Source organism: Pannonibacter sp. Q-1, from assembly GCF_054073275.1.
In genome coordinates this window covers 41275-57595 of sequence record NZ_JBSXNB010000013.1, presented here as the reverse complement: position 1 = coordinate 57595, position 16321 = coordinate 41275, and the positions used below count along the sequence as shown (strand labels likewise).

General features: G+C 64.5%; 14 protein-coding genes and 1 tRNA gene. 5 read left to right on the top strand and 10 right to left on the bottom strand.

Translation table 11 applies throughout. From position 1 onward, the window contains the following. Positions 1-179: 179 nt before the first annotated feature. A complete protein-coding gene (locus ACVNHC_RS24080) occupies positions 180-1649 on the bottom strand; it encodes a M48 family metalloprotease (protein ID WP_208982623.1) in 1470 nt (489 codons plus the stop codon). A 22-nt stretch (positions 1650-1671) separates the two neighbouring features. Then, positions 1672-2442, bottom strand: coding sequence for a hypothetical protein (locus tag ACVNHC_RS24075; RefSeq protein WP_457169845.1), 771 nt, complete (start codon positions 2440-2442; stop codon positions 1672-1674). 404 nt (positions 2443-2846) lie between these two features. Here ACVNHC_RS24075 and ACVNHC_RS24070 point away from each other — a divergent pair. Further along, positions 2847-2923 (top strand) — tRNA-Arg (locus ACVNHC_RS24070). Between the two features lie 213 nt (positions 2924-3136). Here the strand turns inward: ACVNHC_RS24070 and ACVNHC_RS24065 are convergent. The 3 genes from ACVNHC_RS24065 to ACVNHC_RS24055 all read right to left on the bottom strand — a co-directional run bounded on the left by ACVNHC_RS24065 (position 3137) and on the right by ACVNHC_RS24055 (position 6356). Continuing rightward, positions 3137-4150, bottom strand: coding sequence for a Gfo/Idh/MocA family protein (locus ACVNHC_RS24065; protein ID WP_457169844.1), 1014 nt, complete (start codon positions 4148-4150; stop codon positions 3137-3139). 141 nt (positions 4151-4291) lie between these two features. Beyond that, entirely contained in the window at positions 4292-5212 is a 921-nt protein-coding gene (gene ppk2, locus ACVNHC_RS24060) for a polyphosphate kinase 2 (RefSeq protein WP_050472318.1), read from the bottom strand. A 187-nt stretch (positions 5213-5399) separates the two neighbouring features. Continuing rightward, positions 5400-6356, bottom strand: a complete 957-nt coding sequence (locus ACVNHC_RS24055) for an ABC transporter substrate-binding protein (RefSeq protein ID WP_374630207.1) — start codon at positions 6354-6356, stop codon at positions 5400-5402. Between the two features lie 528 nt (positions 6357-6884). Here ACVNHC_RS24055 and ACVNHC_RS24050 point away from each other — a divergent pair. After that, positions 6885-7670, top strand: coding sequence for a DeoR/GlpR family DNA-binding transcription regulator (locus ACVNHC_RS24050; RefSeq protein ID WP_050472316.1), 786 nt, complete (start codon positions 6885-6887; stop codon positions 7668-7670). A gap of 5 nt (positions 7671-7675) precedes the next feature. Here the strand turns inward: ACVNHC_RS24050 and modC are convergent, their stop codons facing one another. The 4 genes from modC to ACVNHC_RS24030 all read right to left on the bottom strand — a co-directional run bounded on the left by modC (position 7676) and on the right by ACVNHC_RS24030 (position 10995). After that, positions 7676-8794 carry a molybdenum ABC transporter ATP-binding protein gene (gene modC, locus ACVNHC_RS24045; RefSeq protein ID WP_457169843.1) on the bottom strand — a complete coding sequence of 373 codons (1119 nt, stop codon included), beginning with the start codon at positions 8792-8794 and terminating at the stop codon, positions 7676-7678. Continuing rightward, positions 8791-9489: a molybdate ABC transporter permease subunit gene (modB, locus tag ACVNHC_RS24040; RefSeq protein WP_457169842.1), complete on the bottom strand. Its 699-nt coding sequence runs from the start codon at positions 9487-9489 to the stop codon at positions 8791-8793. The genes modC and modB overlap by 4 nt, the downstream gene beginning before the upstream one ends. Positions 9490-9525: 36 nt before the next feature. After that, a complete protein-coding gene (gene modA / locus ACVNHC_RS24035) occupies positions 9526-10326 on the bottom strand; it encodes a molybdate ABC transporter substrate-binding protein (protein WP_457169841.1) in 801 nt (266 codons plus the stop codon). 252 nt (positions 10327-10578) lie between these two features. Next, positions 10579-10995, bottom strand: a complete 417-nt coding sequence (locus tag ACVNHC_RS24030; RefSeq protein WP_094463619.1) for a winged helix-turn-helix domain-containing protein — start codon at positions 10993-10995, stop codon at positions 10579-10581. Positions 10996-11198: 203 nt separating this feature from the next. On the opposite strand from ACVNHC_RS24030, the gene msrB reads away from it, so the two are divergent. The 3 genes from msrB to ACVNHC_RS24015 all read left to right on the top strand — a co-directional run bounded on the left by msrB (position 11199) and on the right by ACVNHC_RS24015 (position 13742). Then, positions 11199-11645, top strand: coding sequence for a peptide-methionine (R)-S-oxide reductase MsrB (gene msrB, locus ACVNHC_RS24025; RefSeq protein ID WP_050472312.1), 447 nt, complete (start codon positions 11199-11201; stop codon positions 11643-11645). Positions 11646-11647: 2 nt separating this feature from the next. Next, positions 11648-12154: a peptide-methionine (S)-S-oxide reductase MsrA gene (gene msrA, locus ACVNHC_RS24020; RefSeq protein ID WP_457169840.1), complete on the top strand. Its 507-nt coding sequence runs from the start codon at positions 11648-11650 to the stop codon at positions 12152-12154. 82 nt (positions 12155-12236) lie between these two features. Beyond that, entirely contained in the window at positions 12237-13742 is a 1506-nt protein-coding gene (locus ACVNHC_RS24015; RefSeq protein ID WP_457169839.1) for a protein adenylyltransferase SelO, read from the top strand. A 106-nt stretch (positions 13743-13848) separates the two neighbouring features. Here the strand turns inward: ACVNHC_RS24015 and ACVNHC_RS24010 are convergent, their stop codons facing one another. Continuing rightward, positions 13849-16284, bottom strand: coding sequence for a YbcC family protein (locus ACVNHC_RS24010; RefSeq protein ID WP_457169838.1), 2436 nt, complete (start codon positions 16282-16284; stop codon positions 13849-13851). Positions 16285-16321 lie beyond the last annotated feature (37 nt).

Sequence of the window (16321 nt, the reverse complement as noted above, 5' to 3'; positions counted from 1 at the left end):
ATGACCGCAAGCGATCCGGAGCACCTGCGAACTTAAACCTTGCGACCACGGGGCCGTCCACATATGGATCCCGGTCTTGCCGCTACGCAGCAAACCGGGATGACACCGGATAAGGCATTGAAGGCCAAAGAGGATGGGCCCCCGCTGCAGCACGGTTTCAGGCTCAGCTCAACCCCGCTTCAATCCACCACCAGCTTCACCGACGTTCCTGCCGGGATCTCGTCATCCGGGCGGAATCCGTTCAGCACGGAGAAGAACTCCAGCCGGCGGGACGGTTCGATGCCGCTCATGCCGATGGCGAGGCTGCGCGGCGTATCGCCGTCGCGGCTCTGCACCACCTTGATGCGCAGCGACTGCAGCCGCGCCCGCTCTGTCGGAGACAGCTGGCGGAAGCTCTGGATCGTCTGGTCATAGTCGCGGGTGAAAGCCCCGCCCGGATCCCGGCTGGCGAAGATGAAGCGGTAGCCATTGCGGCCGATCCGCACCACGGCGATGCGGAAAGACCAGCCCTGCGTGATCGCAGAGCCGACAACCGCCGGCAGGCCGTTGATGGTTGTTTCCTTGACGCTGTCGGGAATGAGGCCGTTGATCCAGCCCGCATTCATGTAGCTGCGCAGGCTGTCATAGCCGGTCAGATCGGCGCCATCAAAGCGCATGGCCGTGCCCGAGCCATTGCTGGCCAGCACGGCCTCTGGCGAGTTTTCCAGCACATAGCCGGCCGGCACCGAGAAACCGATGCCAAGCGCCTTGTGCAGGAAGTCGCGCCCGCGCACGAAGCCTTCCAGCGGATCATCGCCAAACAGCATGCCGTCGATGTTCGACAGATAGGCCGTGCGGTCACGCTCGCCGATGCCCGGTGCGCTGATGGCGCGCGCCTCCTGGACGGCAAGGTTCATGCGCTCCGGCGTGCTCGGATGCGAGGAAATGAAATCCGGCGCGGAGGAACCTTCCTTGCGCGCGCTCTGCAGGGCGGCAAAGGACGACATGGAATTGAGGAAGCGGGCGGCGGCGAAGGGATCAAACCCGGCGCGGGCCAGCGTGCGCACGCCGATCTTGTCCGCCTCCAGCTCCTGCGCCTGCGAGAAGCGGGCGAAGGAAAGCTGCGAGGAGATGACCGCCTCTTTCACCTTCTCCGGATCCTTCACCACATTGCTGACAACGCGGTTGGCAAGCTCGGTTGCCTCGGCCTTCTGCTGCCGCTGGATGGCGTGATTCGCCGTCACATGCGCCATTTCATGGGCCAGCACCGCCGCAGCCTCGGACGTGTCATTGGCCAGCGCCAGCAGCCCGCGGGTGATGTAGAGATAGCCACCCGGCAGGGCGAAGGCATTCACCGCCGGAGAATTGAGGATGGTGATGCGGTAGCTCTGGCTCGGATCATCGGAAGCGGCCACGAGACGGCCGACAACAGCCGCAATTGCCCGCTCCGCGCCGGGGTTCTGATAGACGCCGCCATAGGTCGCCACCACACGTGGATGTTCACGCGCGCCGATATCAGCCGCAAGGCCCGGCCGCAGCGTGCCCGGTGCCACGACGCCCACAGAAGCCGAATTGCCGCCCAGCATCTGGCAGCCCGCGAGACTGGCCATCAGGCCTGCCGTCAGCAGGGTGCGGAGCGCCTTGCGCACCGGAGTAGACTGGTTCTTCACTGGCACTGTTCCAACCGGCAATTCATTCACCGCCCGACACTCTGTCCCTGGCAAAAGCTTCAATCTGGACCGGATCGGTCACCTCCAGCAAAGGCCCGTTCCTGTCCTGCAAAATTCCCCTCACCCGGACCCAGCGCCCTTCCAGCGCCTCCGGCGGCACCCCTTTGGCGGCCAGTTCGGCATCCAGCCGGGCATCAATTGTGACTGTGAAATCCGAAGACCAGTGACGGCCAAAATTCAGATAGCGAGTCTTGCCGCTTTTTCCAAGAGATACAACAGGTCCTTCAACGATCGTGAAGAGCCCTGTGCGCTCCGAAAGCCCGGCCAGATCGCCCGAGCGCAACCGCACCCCTTCGCCCCAGTCCGCCCCAAGCTTCTTTCGTGCAACGCTTTCGCGAAGCTGGAGTTCCCTCAGGCACTCAGAGGAAATGGCCGGCGCCGCATTGCCACGGGCCTTCACGGGCGGCAGAACGAAGGCAAAACCATCGGAAAGAAGCCGCCCCTGCAGCCATCCGCCCGGTGCCTCCACCTGGGCGGACCGGCGGCCCCAGCGGTCTTCCGGCCCCAGGTCATGCACTGTCAGCCCGGTGCCGGGCGCCAGCATGTCCCGCAAGGCATCGCGGCCCGGCTGAGCCAGCCAGACGCCCGCCAGCACGATGCGGCGGCCATCTTCAAGGGTCAGTTCGCCGCTATCCGATATGGAGGCGAGGCGAACGGCTTCGGCCTTGCCTGCACTGCCATGGCAAGCCAGTTCGGAGGGAAGGCCGGCGGCCTGCGCCCGTGCAGCAGGCATGGCAAAGGGTGGAAGAACCAGCCCGAGCCCGCACACAAAGGCAGCGCTTCCCGCCCTGCCCCAAAGGCCTCTTGCCCTGCGTATCACAGAACTTGCCTGCATCCACCCTCCAGCCAGCGGAAACCACCTGCCCCGAACCGCCCAAAGTCCTGCAGGCCCGGCAAGCCACAGCCAGGTGAGGAATATCCCGGTCTGGCACCCCTGTCGCATAGGGGATGATTGCGGCTCATAAATGGCGGAAAAGGCACAAGATTTGTGCGCATTGCGGCTTCACCCGCAATTCACACCCACCGCGGCGGCACCCTGCCCCTGACAATGGATTGTCAACAGCCCCCTGCCACCACATTTCCCGCCACACACACTCTCGCCCTCACCCGCAAATCATGCTATGCGCATTCCCGGCTGGTCCCGTAGCTCAGCAGGATAGAGCATCAGATTCCTAATCTGAGGGTCACAGGTTCGAATCCTGTCGGGATCACCATTTTTTCAGGCCAGTCAAACCGCTGTTACCGCTCTGCACTCAGTGCAGCGGAATCTCCGGCAACACATGCTTCCTTCTCTTTCGTCATGGCCGGGCTTGTCCCGGCCATCTGCAAACCATTGATTTGTTTAGATCCTCGGCACAAGGCCGAGGATGACGATGGAGGGGCTACAGGTTTGCCGGCGGCCTAATGCCCGCCCGGACCTCTCAACCTCACACCTTCACCCAAGCTCCCGCCTTGTCCGATGCAAACAACGCGTCGAGGATGACCATGTTCTGGATGGCGTCTTCGGGGCCGTAAGGGAACGGGACTTCGCCGAGGATGGCGAGGCCGAAGGCGTCGATGAGTTCGGCATATTGATCGGCAGGCTCAACCTCGATGCGCTGTGCACCGGCATCGGCAAACTGGACGCCATCATCCAGCAGCAGCGAGACGGATCCGCCCTGCGGGGCGTTGTAGGGGATGGTGATTTCCAGCCGCTTCTTCGTGCCCACAAGCTGCAGACGCTGATAGGGCGCAAGCTGGGTGGCGACGGTGAAATCAAGACGGCGGCCGCCGCCGAAATCCAGAATGCCGCTGGAAAGACGGTCCGTGCCGAAGGCCGGATCCCGGTCGACCATCGACATGACGCGGACAGGCTCGGCCTCGAAGAAGAAGCGCCCGGCCACCATCGGATAGCAGCCGATATCCAGCAGCGCCCCGCCGCCGATGTCGGCCCGGTTGCGGATGTTGTCCGGGTCGGCGTTGAAATAGCTGAAGAAGGACTGGATGGCCCGCAGCTCGCCCAGCTCGCCCGAGCGGACGATCTCGCGCGCCTTCAGCCACTGCGGATGCCAGCGCACCATGAAGCCTTCGGCCACCAGCGGGCCGGACTTCGGCAGGGTGAGCAGCTGGCGCGCCTCTTCGGCATTGAGCGCCATCGGCTTTTCGCACAGGACGTGCTTGCCCACCCTGGCGGCCTCAAGGGTCAGCGGCACATGCAGGTGGTTCGGCAGCGGATTGTAGATCGCATCGATGTTCGGATCCGCCAGCAGCGCCTCATAGCTGCCGTGCGCCACCTGAATGCCGAGCTGGTCTGCGGTTTCCTGCGCTTTGGCCGCATCGCGCGAGGCAATGGCCACCAGTGAGCCGGTATGCGAGGCACGGATGCCGGGGATCACCTTTTCACGGGCAATCTTTGCGGTGGACAGGACACCCCAGCGGATGGGCCGTGAAACCAGAGACATGAGTTACGCTCCTCAACGTATGGAAAGCCGTTCCTCCGGCAGCTGCGGAGGAACGGAAAGACGGGAGCCGCAGATTGTCAGGCTTTGCTGCAGAAGGCCAGAGTCATGAGCTGAAAAACCTGCCCAGACTGCGTCACACTCTCAGTAACGCTTGGGCACGTAAAGTTCTTCCGGCAGCGTCATCCGCTCGTAATCCGGGTTGAACACGCGGTCCGGCAGCTTAACCGGATCATGCGGGATCTCCTCGTAAGGCACCATGGACAGAAGGTGCGAGATGCAGTTGAGCCGCGCCGCCTTCTTGTCGTTGCCTTCGACGATGAACCAGGGCGCCTCGGGAATGTTGGTGCGGGCGAAGGTTTCTTCCTTGGCCTTGGTATAGGCCTCCCAGCGCACCCGCGATTGCAGGTCCATAGGCGACAGCTTCCACTGCTTCAGCGGATCATGGATGCGCATCAGGAAGCGCAGCTGCTGCTCCTGATCGGTGATGGAAAACCAGTATTTCACCAGCTTGATGCCGGAGCGCACCAGCATACGTTCGAACTCGGGCACGTCGTGGTAGAATTCCTCCACCTGATCATGGCTGGCAAAGCCCATAACGCGCTCGACGCCGGAGCGGTTGTACCAGGAGCGGTCGAACATCACCATTTCGCCGGCAGCCGGCAGATGCGGCACATAGCGCTGGAAATACCACTGGCTCTTTTCGCGCTCGGTCGGGGCGGGCAGCGCCACGACGCGGGCGACGCGCGGGTTCAGCCGCTGGGTGATGCGCTTGATCACGCCGCCCTTGCCGGCGGCATCGCGGCCTTCGAACAGAACCACGAGTTTGTAGCCGGTGTGCTGCACCCAGTCCTGCATTTTCACCAGCTCGGCCTGAAGGCGCAGCAGCTCGTGGAAATAGACCTGCCGCTCCACCGTCGACTTGTGCTTCAGATCGGAAATGAAGGCGAGCTCACGGGCCAGTTCCGGCGACATGAGCTGGTCGTCGATCTCCATTTCCAGCTCTTCGTCCAGGCTGTCCAGCCACTCCGCCTGCGCCCAGCTGATATCCCGATTGTCGTCCATGACCGTCCCGTCTCCAGATCCGGCGGCTGCGCCGCCCCTTGATGCCGGCAAACTACACGCAGATTGCGACAGATTGCCGAAGGTCCCGGCCTGATGTGGGGATTTTCGCGCAAGCCGGAAAGAGAACCAGGAACGAAAACGGGCGGCAAAACGCCGCCCGTCCTGTCTTTGTGAGCCGGTTGCCGGATCAGAGCTTGTCGGTCACGACCGTGGTGGTGGCGCCAGAGGGCTCCTTGGTGATCACCGGGTCGGAGCCGCCGGAGAGCAGCGACTTCACGGTGCGCTCGTAAGCCTCCATGTCGAGCTTGCCGTCGGATCCATCCACCAGCTTCACCACTTCGCCGACCATGCGCTTCTGGTGCTTTTCGGTCTGGGCACCGGTCGCATCGTTTTCCAGCACGATCTCGGCGGCTTCATCCGGATTCTCGGCCGCATAGGCCCAGCCCTTCATGGAAGCGCGCACGAAGCGGGCGTATTTGTCCACCATGGCCGGGTCGTTCAGGCTGGCTTCCAGCACATAGAGCCCGTCTTCCAGCGTGGCGACGCCCTGATCCTCATATTTGAAGACCACCAGATCATCTGCCGGAATGCCGGCATCGATCACCTGCCAGTATTCATTGTAGGTCATGGTGGAGATGCAGTCGGCCTGCTTCTGCAGCAGCGGATCCACGTTGAAGCCCTGCTTCAGCACGGTGACGCCATCGGCCCCGCCTGCCGTGGGCATGTTCAGCTGGCTCATCCACGACAGGAACGGATATTCGTTGCCGAAGAACCAGACCCCCAGCGTGCGCCCCTTGAAATCCTCAGGAGAGGTGATGCCGGTTTCCTTGCGGCAGGTCAGCATCATGCCGGACTTCTTGAACGGCTGGGCGATGTTGACGAGCGGCACGCCCTTCTCGCGCGAGGCGAGGGCAGAGGGCATCCAGTCGATGATGACGTCGGCACCGCCACCGGCGATCACCTGCGGCGGGGCAATATCCGGACCGCCCGGCTTGATGGTGACATCAAGGCCTTCAGCCTCGTAGAAACCCTTGTCCTTGGCCACGTAGTAGCCCGCGAACTGGCCCTGCGTCACCCACTTGAGCTGCAGCGTCAGCTGGTCCGCCGCATGGGCCGCGCCCGTGGTGAGGGCTCCTGCCAGCATGGTGGCGGCGGCGAGGGCCTTTACTGCGAAATGCGCCATTCCCCTTCTCCTCTTGCATGCCCGGAGCTGAAGCCCCGGTCTCTGGAAGTGTCATGCGGGAGCAGGCGCGGCGGCGTGAAGACTGCCAGCCGGTTTCCGGTGGCGGGTCCCCCCATATCCTTCGCCTCCCCCTCCGGGCCCGTTTGCCGGGCCATCTTCTTGTCGTCACCTGACCATTTGGTCAAAAAAGCCTAGGGAACCTGCGGCCCCAAGGTCAAGGTGATTATTTACGCAGCGGCGGCTATTTTGTAACCAGACGCAAGGTCAAGAGTGCGCGGCTTTCGGGGCCGGGTCAAAGGGATTCCGTCTCCGCAATTGGATGGATTGCAGGCAGGCAGCTGTCATCTTATGTTCATATGAACGTCGCCAGCGGTTCATATGAACGGACTATGGGAGAGGAACCGCCCGGTGCACAGTCAGCCGAAAGACGGCAATGGCTTGAGGCCTGACCCCGGAAGAGCGGGCGGCAACCAGAGTGGTGGTGCGAATATGCTCGGTCAGCAGGACTTAAGCAACAGGCAATCGGAGATTGCCGATCTGGTGCAGAGCCATGGCTTCATGTCGGTGGAGAGCCTTGCCGAACGCTTTGACGTGACGACCCAGACCATCCGGCGCGATGTGAACCGGCTGTGCGAAATGGGCATCCTGCGGCGCACCCACGGCGGGGTGGAACCGCCCGTGCCGGGCGGCAACGTGCATTACAGCACCCGCCGCATCATGAACCTGCCGCAGAAGCGCCGCATCGCCCGCATGGTCGCCAGCATGATCCCCGACGGGGCCTCGCTTGCCTTTTCCATCGGCACTACGCCGGAACTGGTGATGCAGGAACTGGTGCGCCATGAGGGCCTCCATATCTTCACCAACAATCTCTATGTGGCGGTGACAGCCTCGGAGAACCCCGGCTTTCACGTCACCATTGCGGGCGGACGCCTGCGTTCGGGCGACAGGGACGTGCTGGGCACTGTGACGCAGGACTTCTTCGCCAGCTACAAGGTGGACTACGGCATCTTCGGCGTCGGCGGCGTGGATGAAGACGGCACGCTGCTGGATTTTACGGAAGAGGAAGTGGCGGCGCGGCAGGCGATCCTTGCCAACTGCCGCAATTCCCTGCTGGTGCTGGACCAGAGCAAGTTCGGCCGCGTTGCCCATGTGCGCGGCGGGCACCTCAGCCACCTCAGCCATGTGGTCTGCGATGGCCCCATCCCGGACGCGCTGGTTCCCGTGCTGGAAGCCTCGGGAACACAGCTCGTCATCTGTCCGCCGGAAGAAGACTGACCGGCCTACCGGCCGTCATCCGCACGTCTGCCCATCTGTCCGCCCGCGATCACCGCGACGGATTTCAGCACCATGAAGCAAGGCACATCCGGCGCCAGCTGCAGGCTGGTAGCGGAGCGGGCGGTAATCCGGGCGAGGAACAGATGCGGGCCGCAGACCAGTTGCACCAGCAGGCTGCCGGTCTGGGCCGGTGTCAGACCAGTCACCTTGGCCGGCAGCACGTTGAGAGCCGACAGGCCCTGCGGCACCTGGCGGGAGATGAGGATATCCTCCGCCTCGATGCGCAGCCGCACAGGCTCACCCGGACTGGCGGAGAGGCGCGGCAGCAGCAGGCGGTTCTCAGCTCCGTCTCCGTCAGGCAGGCCGACTTCCGTCAGGCCATCGTCCGTATGGGCACGAACGGTTCCCTCCAGCAAAGCGCCAGCGCCGGAAGGCCCGAGGGCGGAGAGGGACTGCGGATCGGCCAGAACTGCGCCCGGTGCCCCGGCATGGCGCACACGGCCAGCCTCCAGCAGCACCACATGGGAGGCAAGGCGGGTGACTTCCACCAGCGAATGACTGACATAAAGCACCGGCACATCGCTCTCGTGCGTCAACCGCTCCAGATAGGGCAGGATTTCCGCCTTGCGCGCCTCGTCCAGGGCCGCCAGCGGCTCGTCCATCAGCAGGAGACGCGGACGGGAGAGCAGCGCCCGGCCAATCGCCACCCGCTGCTTCTCACCGCCCGACAGCGACGCCGGACGGCGGGCGAGCAGCGGCGCAAGCCCAAGCAGATCAACGATCCGCTCCAGATCCACCGGCCTGCCGCCGCCGTTGAAGGCATGGCCATAGAGCAGGTTCTGCCGGACTGTGAGATGCGGGAACAGCCGGCCTTCCTGAAACACATAGCCGATGCGGCGCCGGTGCGGCGGGATGAAGACCTTTGCGGTACTGTCCCACAGCACCTCACCATTCAGCCGCACGTGACCAGCATCCGGGCGCAAAAGGCCTGCAACCGCCTGCACCAGCGTCGTCTTGCCCGAACCGGAACGGCCAAACAGCGCCGTCACCCCGGCGCTGCCGGTGAAGGCTGCATCCAGCGAGAAGCCCGGAAAGGCATGACGGATGGAAACATCAAGCGTCATCGGCCGGAAATCCTGCGGGCGACCCGTGCGGAGACGAATTCGGACAAAAGCAGCGCCGCCATGGCAATGGCAATCGCAATCAGCACCAGCCGGAAGGCGGCAGGCTCGCCGCCCGGCACCTGCAAAAAGGCATAGATGGCGGAGGGCAGCGTCTGCGTCTGGCCGGGAATGTTGGAGACGAAGGTGATGGTGGCGCCAAACTCTCCCATCGCCTTGGCAAAGGCGAGGATCGCCCCGGCGATGATGCCGGGCAGGATCAGCGGTAGGGTGACGGTGAGAAACACCCAGAGGCGCGAGGCCCCCAGTGTCGAGGCCGCTTCCTCCAGCTTCACATCCACCGCCTCGATGGACAGGCGCATGGCCCGCACCATCAACGGAAAGGCCATGACGGCTGCCGCGAGCGCCGCGCCGGTCCAGCGAAAGGCGAAGACGATGCCGAAGGTTTCCTCCAGAAAGTTTCCCACCGGGGCCCTGCGGCCAAAGGTGATGAGCAGCAGATAACCGGTGACGACCGGCGGCATGATCAGCGGCAGATGCACGAGGCCATTGAGCAGCTGCCGCCCGTAGAACCGCCCCCGCGCCAGCGCAAAAGCGGTGGCGAGGCCCAAAGGCAGGCTGATCAGCGTGGCCCAGAAGGCAACCTTGAGGGAGAGCGCCACGGCGCGCCACTCTTCAGGACTGAGCCATTCCGTCATTGCCACCCCGCCAAACCTGCCGATGCTTCAGGCCCATCACTGCTTCAGAACCGTAAAGCCTTCCGCCTGGAACACGGCAGCGGCCTTTTCACCCTTGAGATAATCCAGAAACGCTTCCGCCCCATCCCGTGCCGAAGCAGTGAGCGCTACAGGAAACACGATAGGAGCATGGCTTTGCGCCGGAAAGGTGCCAACAACGCTCACCTTGCCGTCCGCCGCCGCATCGCTGCCATAGACAATGCCGTAAGAAGCGCCGCCAACGGAAACAAGAGCCAGCGCCGCACGCACATTGTCCGCCTGCGCCACCTTGGGCGCAACAGATTCCCAAAGTCCCAGCGAGGAGAGCGCCTCCTTGCCATAGACACCCGCCGGAACGCTGTCCACCAGCGCCATGGCCAGCAGGCCGCTGCCGATCAGCCCGGACAGATCCAGCTCCGGGGTGAGTGCCACCTTGGGCGCATCGCTGCCATGGGCAACAAGCACGAGCGTATTACCCAGAAGATCAACCCGGGTTCCGGACCTGATCAGACCAGCCTCGTCCAGCTTGTCCATCCAGTCCGTGCTCGCGGAAATGAAAATATCCGCCGGCGCCCCCTGCTCGATCTGCCGGGCGAGTGCCGCACTGCCGGCATAGGACACCACAACAGACCCGCCTCCACCGGCTTGATAGTCCGCCACGATCTGCTGCAGCGCCGTCTGAAGCGAGGCCGCCGCAAAGACTGTCACCTCCTGCGCCTGCGCTGCGAAGCTGGAGAGGAACAGGGCCGCAACGGCGGCCACCGCGAGTGCGGCACCACGCAGGCGCCCCGCCGTGCTGCGCCAGAGATGGTTGGTCATGCGTCTCTCCCTGACAGGCATAAGGCAGCCATCAACTGCCTTGAGGTTGATGACAAAGCAGGTTTTCTTCTCTTTCGTCATGGCCGGGCTTGCCCCGGTCATCTGCAAGCCATTGATTTGTATAGATCCTCGGCACAAGGCCGAGGATGACGATGGAGAAGCAGCAGGTTTGTCAGCAGTCTGAAGGCAACCATCAGCTGCCCCGTTATATTCGACAGGAAACATCGCAAAGCTCACCTTGCAAGGCAAGCGTTATTTCTCACCGGGAATATCCCTCAGCAGGGCGCATATGGCGTCGATCTCGGGCGCGCCTTCCTGTGCGAGCCGCTCCACCAGCCGGTGATAATTCGCCAGAACCAGCTCCCCGGCCTCCGTCAGCCGCGCACCACCGCCCTTTGCCCCGCCGCGGGCACTGTCCACCAGCGGCTCGCGGAAAGCCGCATTGAGATGCTCCACCAGCTGCCAGGCGCGCTTGTAGCTCATGCCCATGCGCCGCCCGGCCCCGGCAATCGAGCCTTCCTCGCGGATGAATTCCAGAAGTTCGGCCTTGCCCGGCCCCAGCATCGCATCATTGCCGAAGACAAGCCGCAGCCTGAGGCGCGGCCAGGGCTCGCCCGCTGGCGCCGGAGAGGTATCGGAAGCGGTGGCGGAGGGATCATCTTGCATCATCCCGCCACCCTGCAAACCGCCCGCCACTTTGGCAAGCGGAAAGCTGCGCTTCTCCCGCGGCAGCGCCATCCGGCAGGCCGGCAGCCCCTCACATTCCGGTGCACGGCTTGCCGCGGACTGGGCAAGCGGGGCGGGACACTCCATATTGCATCCGAGGCCTTGAGAAGGCACCCCTCTCCCGCCTGACATTCAGGAGTTCATCCATGACACGATACGAGAAGTCGGCAGATGCCATTGCGAAGCTGACGCCCGAACAATACCGCGTGACGCAGCAGAACGGCACCGAACGGCCGGGCACGGGCGAATATCTCTATAACAAGGAGCCGGGCATCTACGTGGACATCGTCTCCGGCGAGCCGCTGTTTGCCTCCTCGGACAAGTATGAATCCGGCTGCGGCTGGCCGAGCTTCACCAAGCCGATCGAACCGGCCAACGTGGCCGAACTGCATGACGCGTCCCACGGCATGATCCGCACCGAAGTGCGCTCCGCCCATGGCGACAGCCATCTGGGGCACGTGTTCCCCGACGGCCCGCGTGACCGGGGCGGTCTGCGCTATTGCATCAACTCGGCCTCCCTGCGCTTCGTGCACAGGGACGACATGGAGCGGGAGGGCTATGGCGCCTATCTCGATCAGGTGGAGGAAATCTGACGATGACAGAGACAGCCATTCTCGCCGGCGGATGCTTCTGGGGCATGCAGGATCTGATCCGCAAGCTGCCGGGCGTCCTCTCCACCCGCGTCGGCTACACCGGCGGCGATGTGCCCAATGCCACCTACCGCAATCACGGCACCCATGCGGAAGGGATCGAGATCGTTTTCGATCCGCAGCAGATCAGCTACCGGCGGATTCTGGAGTTCTTCTTCCAGATCCACGACCCCACCACACCCAACCGGCAAGGCAATGACGTGGGCATGTCCTACCGTTCGGCCATCTATTACCTGAGCGATGAGCAGAAGCAGACGGCGATCGACACTGTCAAAGATGTCAATGCATCGGGCATCTGGCCGGGGAAGGTGGTAACGGAGATCGAACCTGCCGGTGACTTTTGGGAAGCCGAGCCGGAACATCAGGACTATCTTTTACGTTACCCGAATGGATATACTTGCCATTATCCCCGGCCCAACTGGGTCTTGCCCCGCCGCCCGGCGGCGGACTGATTTTCCGCGGCGGGCGCCGCTTCGGTGCCCCCCGTTCCAGCCTGTTTCTCCACGCCCGCCGGGCCGCATTGCCGGAATACCGATGACCGAGCCGCTTTTCCGTTTCGACAACAGCTACGCCCGCGAGCTTGAAGGCCTCTATGTGGCCTGGAACGGCGCGCCTGCGCCTGCGCCCCGGATGCTGAAATTCAACAAGGATCTGGCCAGAACGCTGGGGCTGGATGCGGTGCGGCTGGCCGGTGACGAAGGGGCACAGATCTTCTCCGGCTCCGTGGCGCCGGAAGGGGCGTCTCCATTGGCGCAGGCCTATGCCGGGCATCAGTTCGGCGGCTTCTCGCCGCAGCTGGGCGATGGCCGGGCGCTGCTGCTGGGGGAAATCCTCGACCCGGATGGCAGGCGCTTTGACCTGCATCTGAAAGGCTCCGGCCAGACGCCTTTTTCCCGCGGAGGGGACGGCAAGGCTGCCGTGGGGCCGGTGCTGCGGGAATATGTCATCGGCGAAGCCATGCATGCCCTCGGCATCCCCACGACGCGGGCGCTGGCGGCCGTCGCGACCGGGGCACCGGTGCTGCGCGACAGCGTTCTGCCCGGCGCCGTGCTGGCGCGGGTGGCCTCAAGCCACATCCGGGTGGGCACGTTCCAGTTCTTTGCCGCACGCGGTGATATTGCCCGGCTGACGAAGCTTGCCGCCCATACCATCGCCCGCCACGACCCCGGCCTTGCTCCGGATGGCAAGGTGACGCCCGAGGCAGCTCTTGGCCTGCTGGATCGCGTGGTCCGGCGGCAGGCCTTTCTGGTGGCGCAATGGATGCTCGTTGGCTTCATCCACGGTGTGATGAACACCGACAACATGACCATTTCGGGCGAGACCATCGACTACGGCCCTTGCGCCTTCATGGAAGGCTATGACCTCAGGACCGTGTTCAGCTCCATCGACACCCATGGCCGCTACGCCTATGGCAACCAGCCGGCCATCGCCCAGTGGAACCTTGCCCGGCTGGCCGAGGCTCTTCTGCCGCTGATGGGGGATGATGAAGATGCGGCCATCGAGAAGGCCGGCGCCTGCGTCAACGGCTATGCGGAGCATTTCCAGACCGCCTGGATCAACGGCGCGCGGGCGAAGCTTGGCCTTGCCTCCAGCGAAGAGGGCGACGACGCCCTGGTGAAATCGCTGCTTGCCGCCATGAGCACGCCGCAGGGCGCCCCGGGCCAGCATGCGGCGGATTTCACCGGCACCTTCCGGGCCCTCTGCCGCTTCGCGGATGAGGGCGAGGCCGCCCTCGCCCCGTTCTTCGGTGGCACGGAGCGTATCGCAGACTTCACGCAAGCCTACACGGCTCGCCTTGCCCGCGACAGCATGGCGCCCACCCGGCGCCGGGCTGCGATGGAAGCGGTGAACCCCATCTACATCCCGCGCAATCACAAGGTGGAGGAAGCCCTTTCCGCCGCCACAGAGGGCGATCTTGAGCCCTTCGACAGGCTGGTGGATGTTATCTCCCAGCCCTTCACCGAGCGCCCGGGCCTTGAGCCCTACGCCGAACCCGCCCCCTCCACCTTCGGCCCCTACCGCACGTTCTGCGGGACGTGAGGGGAAGGCAGCAGGTAATAACGTTCACTTCTCCGTAGTCATCCCGGACGCAGCAAAGCGGAGATCCGGGATAACTACGGGGGAAGCTTGTGGTTCACATCTCCCCTCACCCCAGCGGCGAAAAGCTCAGCCCGCCGGCATAGCGGCTGACCGGCTTGCCCTCATCATCCAGCAGAAGCAGATGCAGCCAGCGCTGGTCGAACAGGGCCCGCACGCCGGGATGGCGGGAGAGGATGTCCAACACGGCCTGTTCCGGTGCTTCCACCATCACGGTCAGCCGCAGCGGCTCGTGCATCAGCTTTTCCCCGTCATGCACCGACTGCCAGGTGAGGCCGGTGCGCAACAGGCCGCCATTGCCTTCCACCACGCCCATGCCGCCAGCCGCATTGTGCAGCAGCTTGTTGCCCGCACCGAAAAGCTGCGGCACCACGGCCGAGCCGTAATATTGCAGACTGATCCAGCTGGCGACGACGACCGGTGCGGTGAGGATCAATTCCAGCACGCGGAAGCCTTCGTCCTTTTCTGCCACATAGTCGTGCAGGAACACCCGCCCCCCGAGATCGGCCCCGGCGCTGTGCTGGCGCGGGGCGGCGATGAAGGCGGCGCAGCCTGCGAGGCCCCATTCGGGCCGGGTCTGCGACCAGTCCCGCGCCCTTGCGCCCATCGCCTGCTGCCGATCAGCCCCCGGCAGCTTCTCTGCCCGTTCCGCCCGCGCCAGAGCGCCAGCCGATGCCAGCCAGTCCTTCAGCTGCGCCAGATCCTGCGCATGGGCAGATACATCCACATCGCCCTCATAGAGTGTGACGCCATCAGAGGCGGTGTCATGCAGTCCGGCGAGGAACAGGGTGTCCTCAGGGATGCTGATGCCTTCAGTGGTCAGCCCTGCCCGCACTACCGGGTCATTCAGAAGCCCCGCCAGAAGCCGGGCGTTGACCTCGCCGGAATGGCCGCCGCAGGCGCCGCATTGCAGGGCGCTGGAATGCAGGTTGTTGCGCACATCCGAGCCATGGCCCGCAATCAGCACGATCCGGGCAAAGCCTTGCGTCAGCGACATGGCCCGCAGCACGGTGGCCGCCGTGGCAACCGCCTGATCTGGCGCCAGCGGCGGGTCAAACCGGGGTGCGGGTGTGACGTCAGCCGCAGCCTTTGCCGGCAGCAGCGCATCCTTGACCAGCTTGGCCGCATAGAGCGGACCTGCCGCCTCGACAAAGGCAAAGGATGACACAGCCGCCTGCCGGAACCGGCCAAAGGCCCGCTTTGCGCGCGCCGCAATCCGGGTGTTCCTGTCTGCCTCTTCCTGTCCAACCGGCGTTGAGCAGGAGAACCGGGCCGGCTGCAGGAGCACGGGCAACCGCTTTTCCGCCCGGCTTGAGGCAAAGCCCCGGTGGCTGGTGCCGATGCCGAAGAAACCGGCAAAGCCAAGGGTCCGGATGGCAGGATCCAGCGACTCCAGCGCCCGCCGGAACACTTCCGAACGCACGTCGATGCAGAAGGCTGCCTGCACGGCGGGCCTCTCCACGGCGCTGGCGGCAAGCGGCGTCTTGCGGGCGGCCAGCTTGCCGGAAAGCTTGCGCTGCGTGGCCCGCTCCGATGCTTCCTGCAGCACCGCGTCGATGATCATGTCTTCGGCAGGCAGGACAGGCTGGGCATGGGCAGCGGCCGTCTGCCGCCACTTCAGCAGGGCAGCCTCTCCCTTGATGCCCTGCCCGGCCAGATGCAGGAACAGTGCCTCTTCCCACACGAGCCGGATGGCCAAGAGGTCAAGAAGCGTTGCATCCGTGCTGCCGGAAAGCTCTGCCTCCCACAGCCGGTAGCGGGCGGCCTGCGCCCAGCCGCCAAGACCGAGCAGCAGCTGATGGAAATAGCTTTCCAGCGCCTCACCCGTCAGACCCAGCGTCGTCACGGCCCGCAGGAGAGCGCCCTGCGCCGTATCCGGTGCGGCGGCAACGAAGGCGCCAAAGCCTGTCAGCCCCATGATTTCGGGCGTGAGGTCATGCGAGCCGTTCATCTGCCAGCCGGCATAGACCGAGCGGCCCTTCGCCAGCGGCCAGAGTGCCTGGCCCTCATCGAACAGCGCGGCACAGAATGCGCCCATCCGGTCGGTCACCAGCGCCTCGAAATCCCAGTCCCCCAGCGCCGTGGCAAGTGCCGCGACGGTGGGCAGAGCCTGGGGTGCGGACCGCTCGGCATTCAGCCGGGCGATGACCGCCCCGGCATCGAGGGGCAGCGGCTCAGGGCTTGCCGCAAGTGCCTGTGCGATGTCTTCCCGTGTCAGATCCCCCGCCGCCAGCTTGGCGGCAAAGACGCTGCGGGGCGGAGTGATGCGCACACCGGCCAGCCGGGCCAGCTTTGCAGCCGTCTGGGCAAGGGTCATGCCCGTCTGGCCAAGGAAGGGATTGACGGCGACGGTTGCCGCCAGCGGGAAGGCAGGCGGGATCTGCCGCTGGGCGGCCTGTGCGGCCTCCATAACGGTGGCGAGCGGCAGGGCGGGAAGCGTATCACCAAGAGAAGCGGCTGCAGCCGGATGCATGTGCAGGGTCATTTCAGGTCTCCCGTTCGGAGAAAAGGACAGGAAGAGG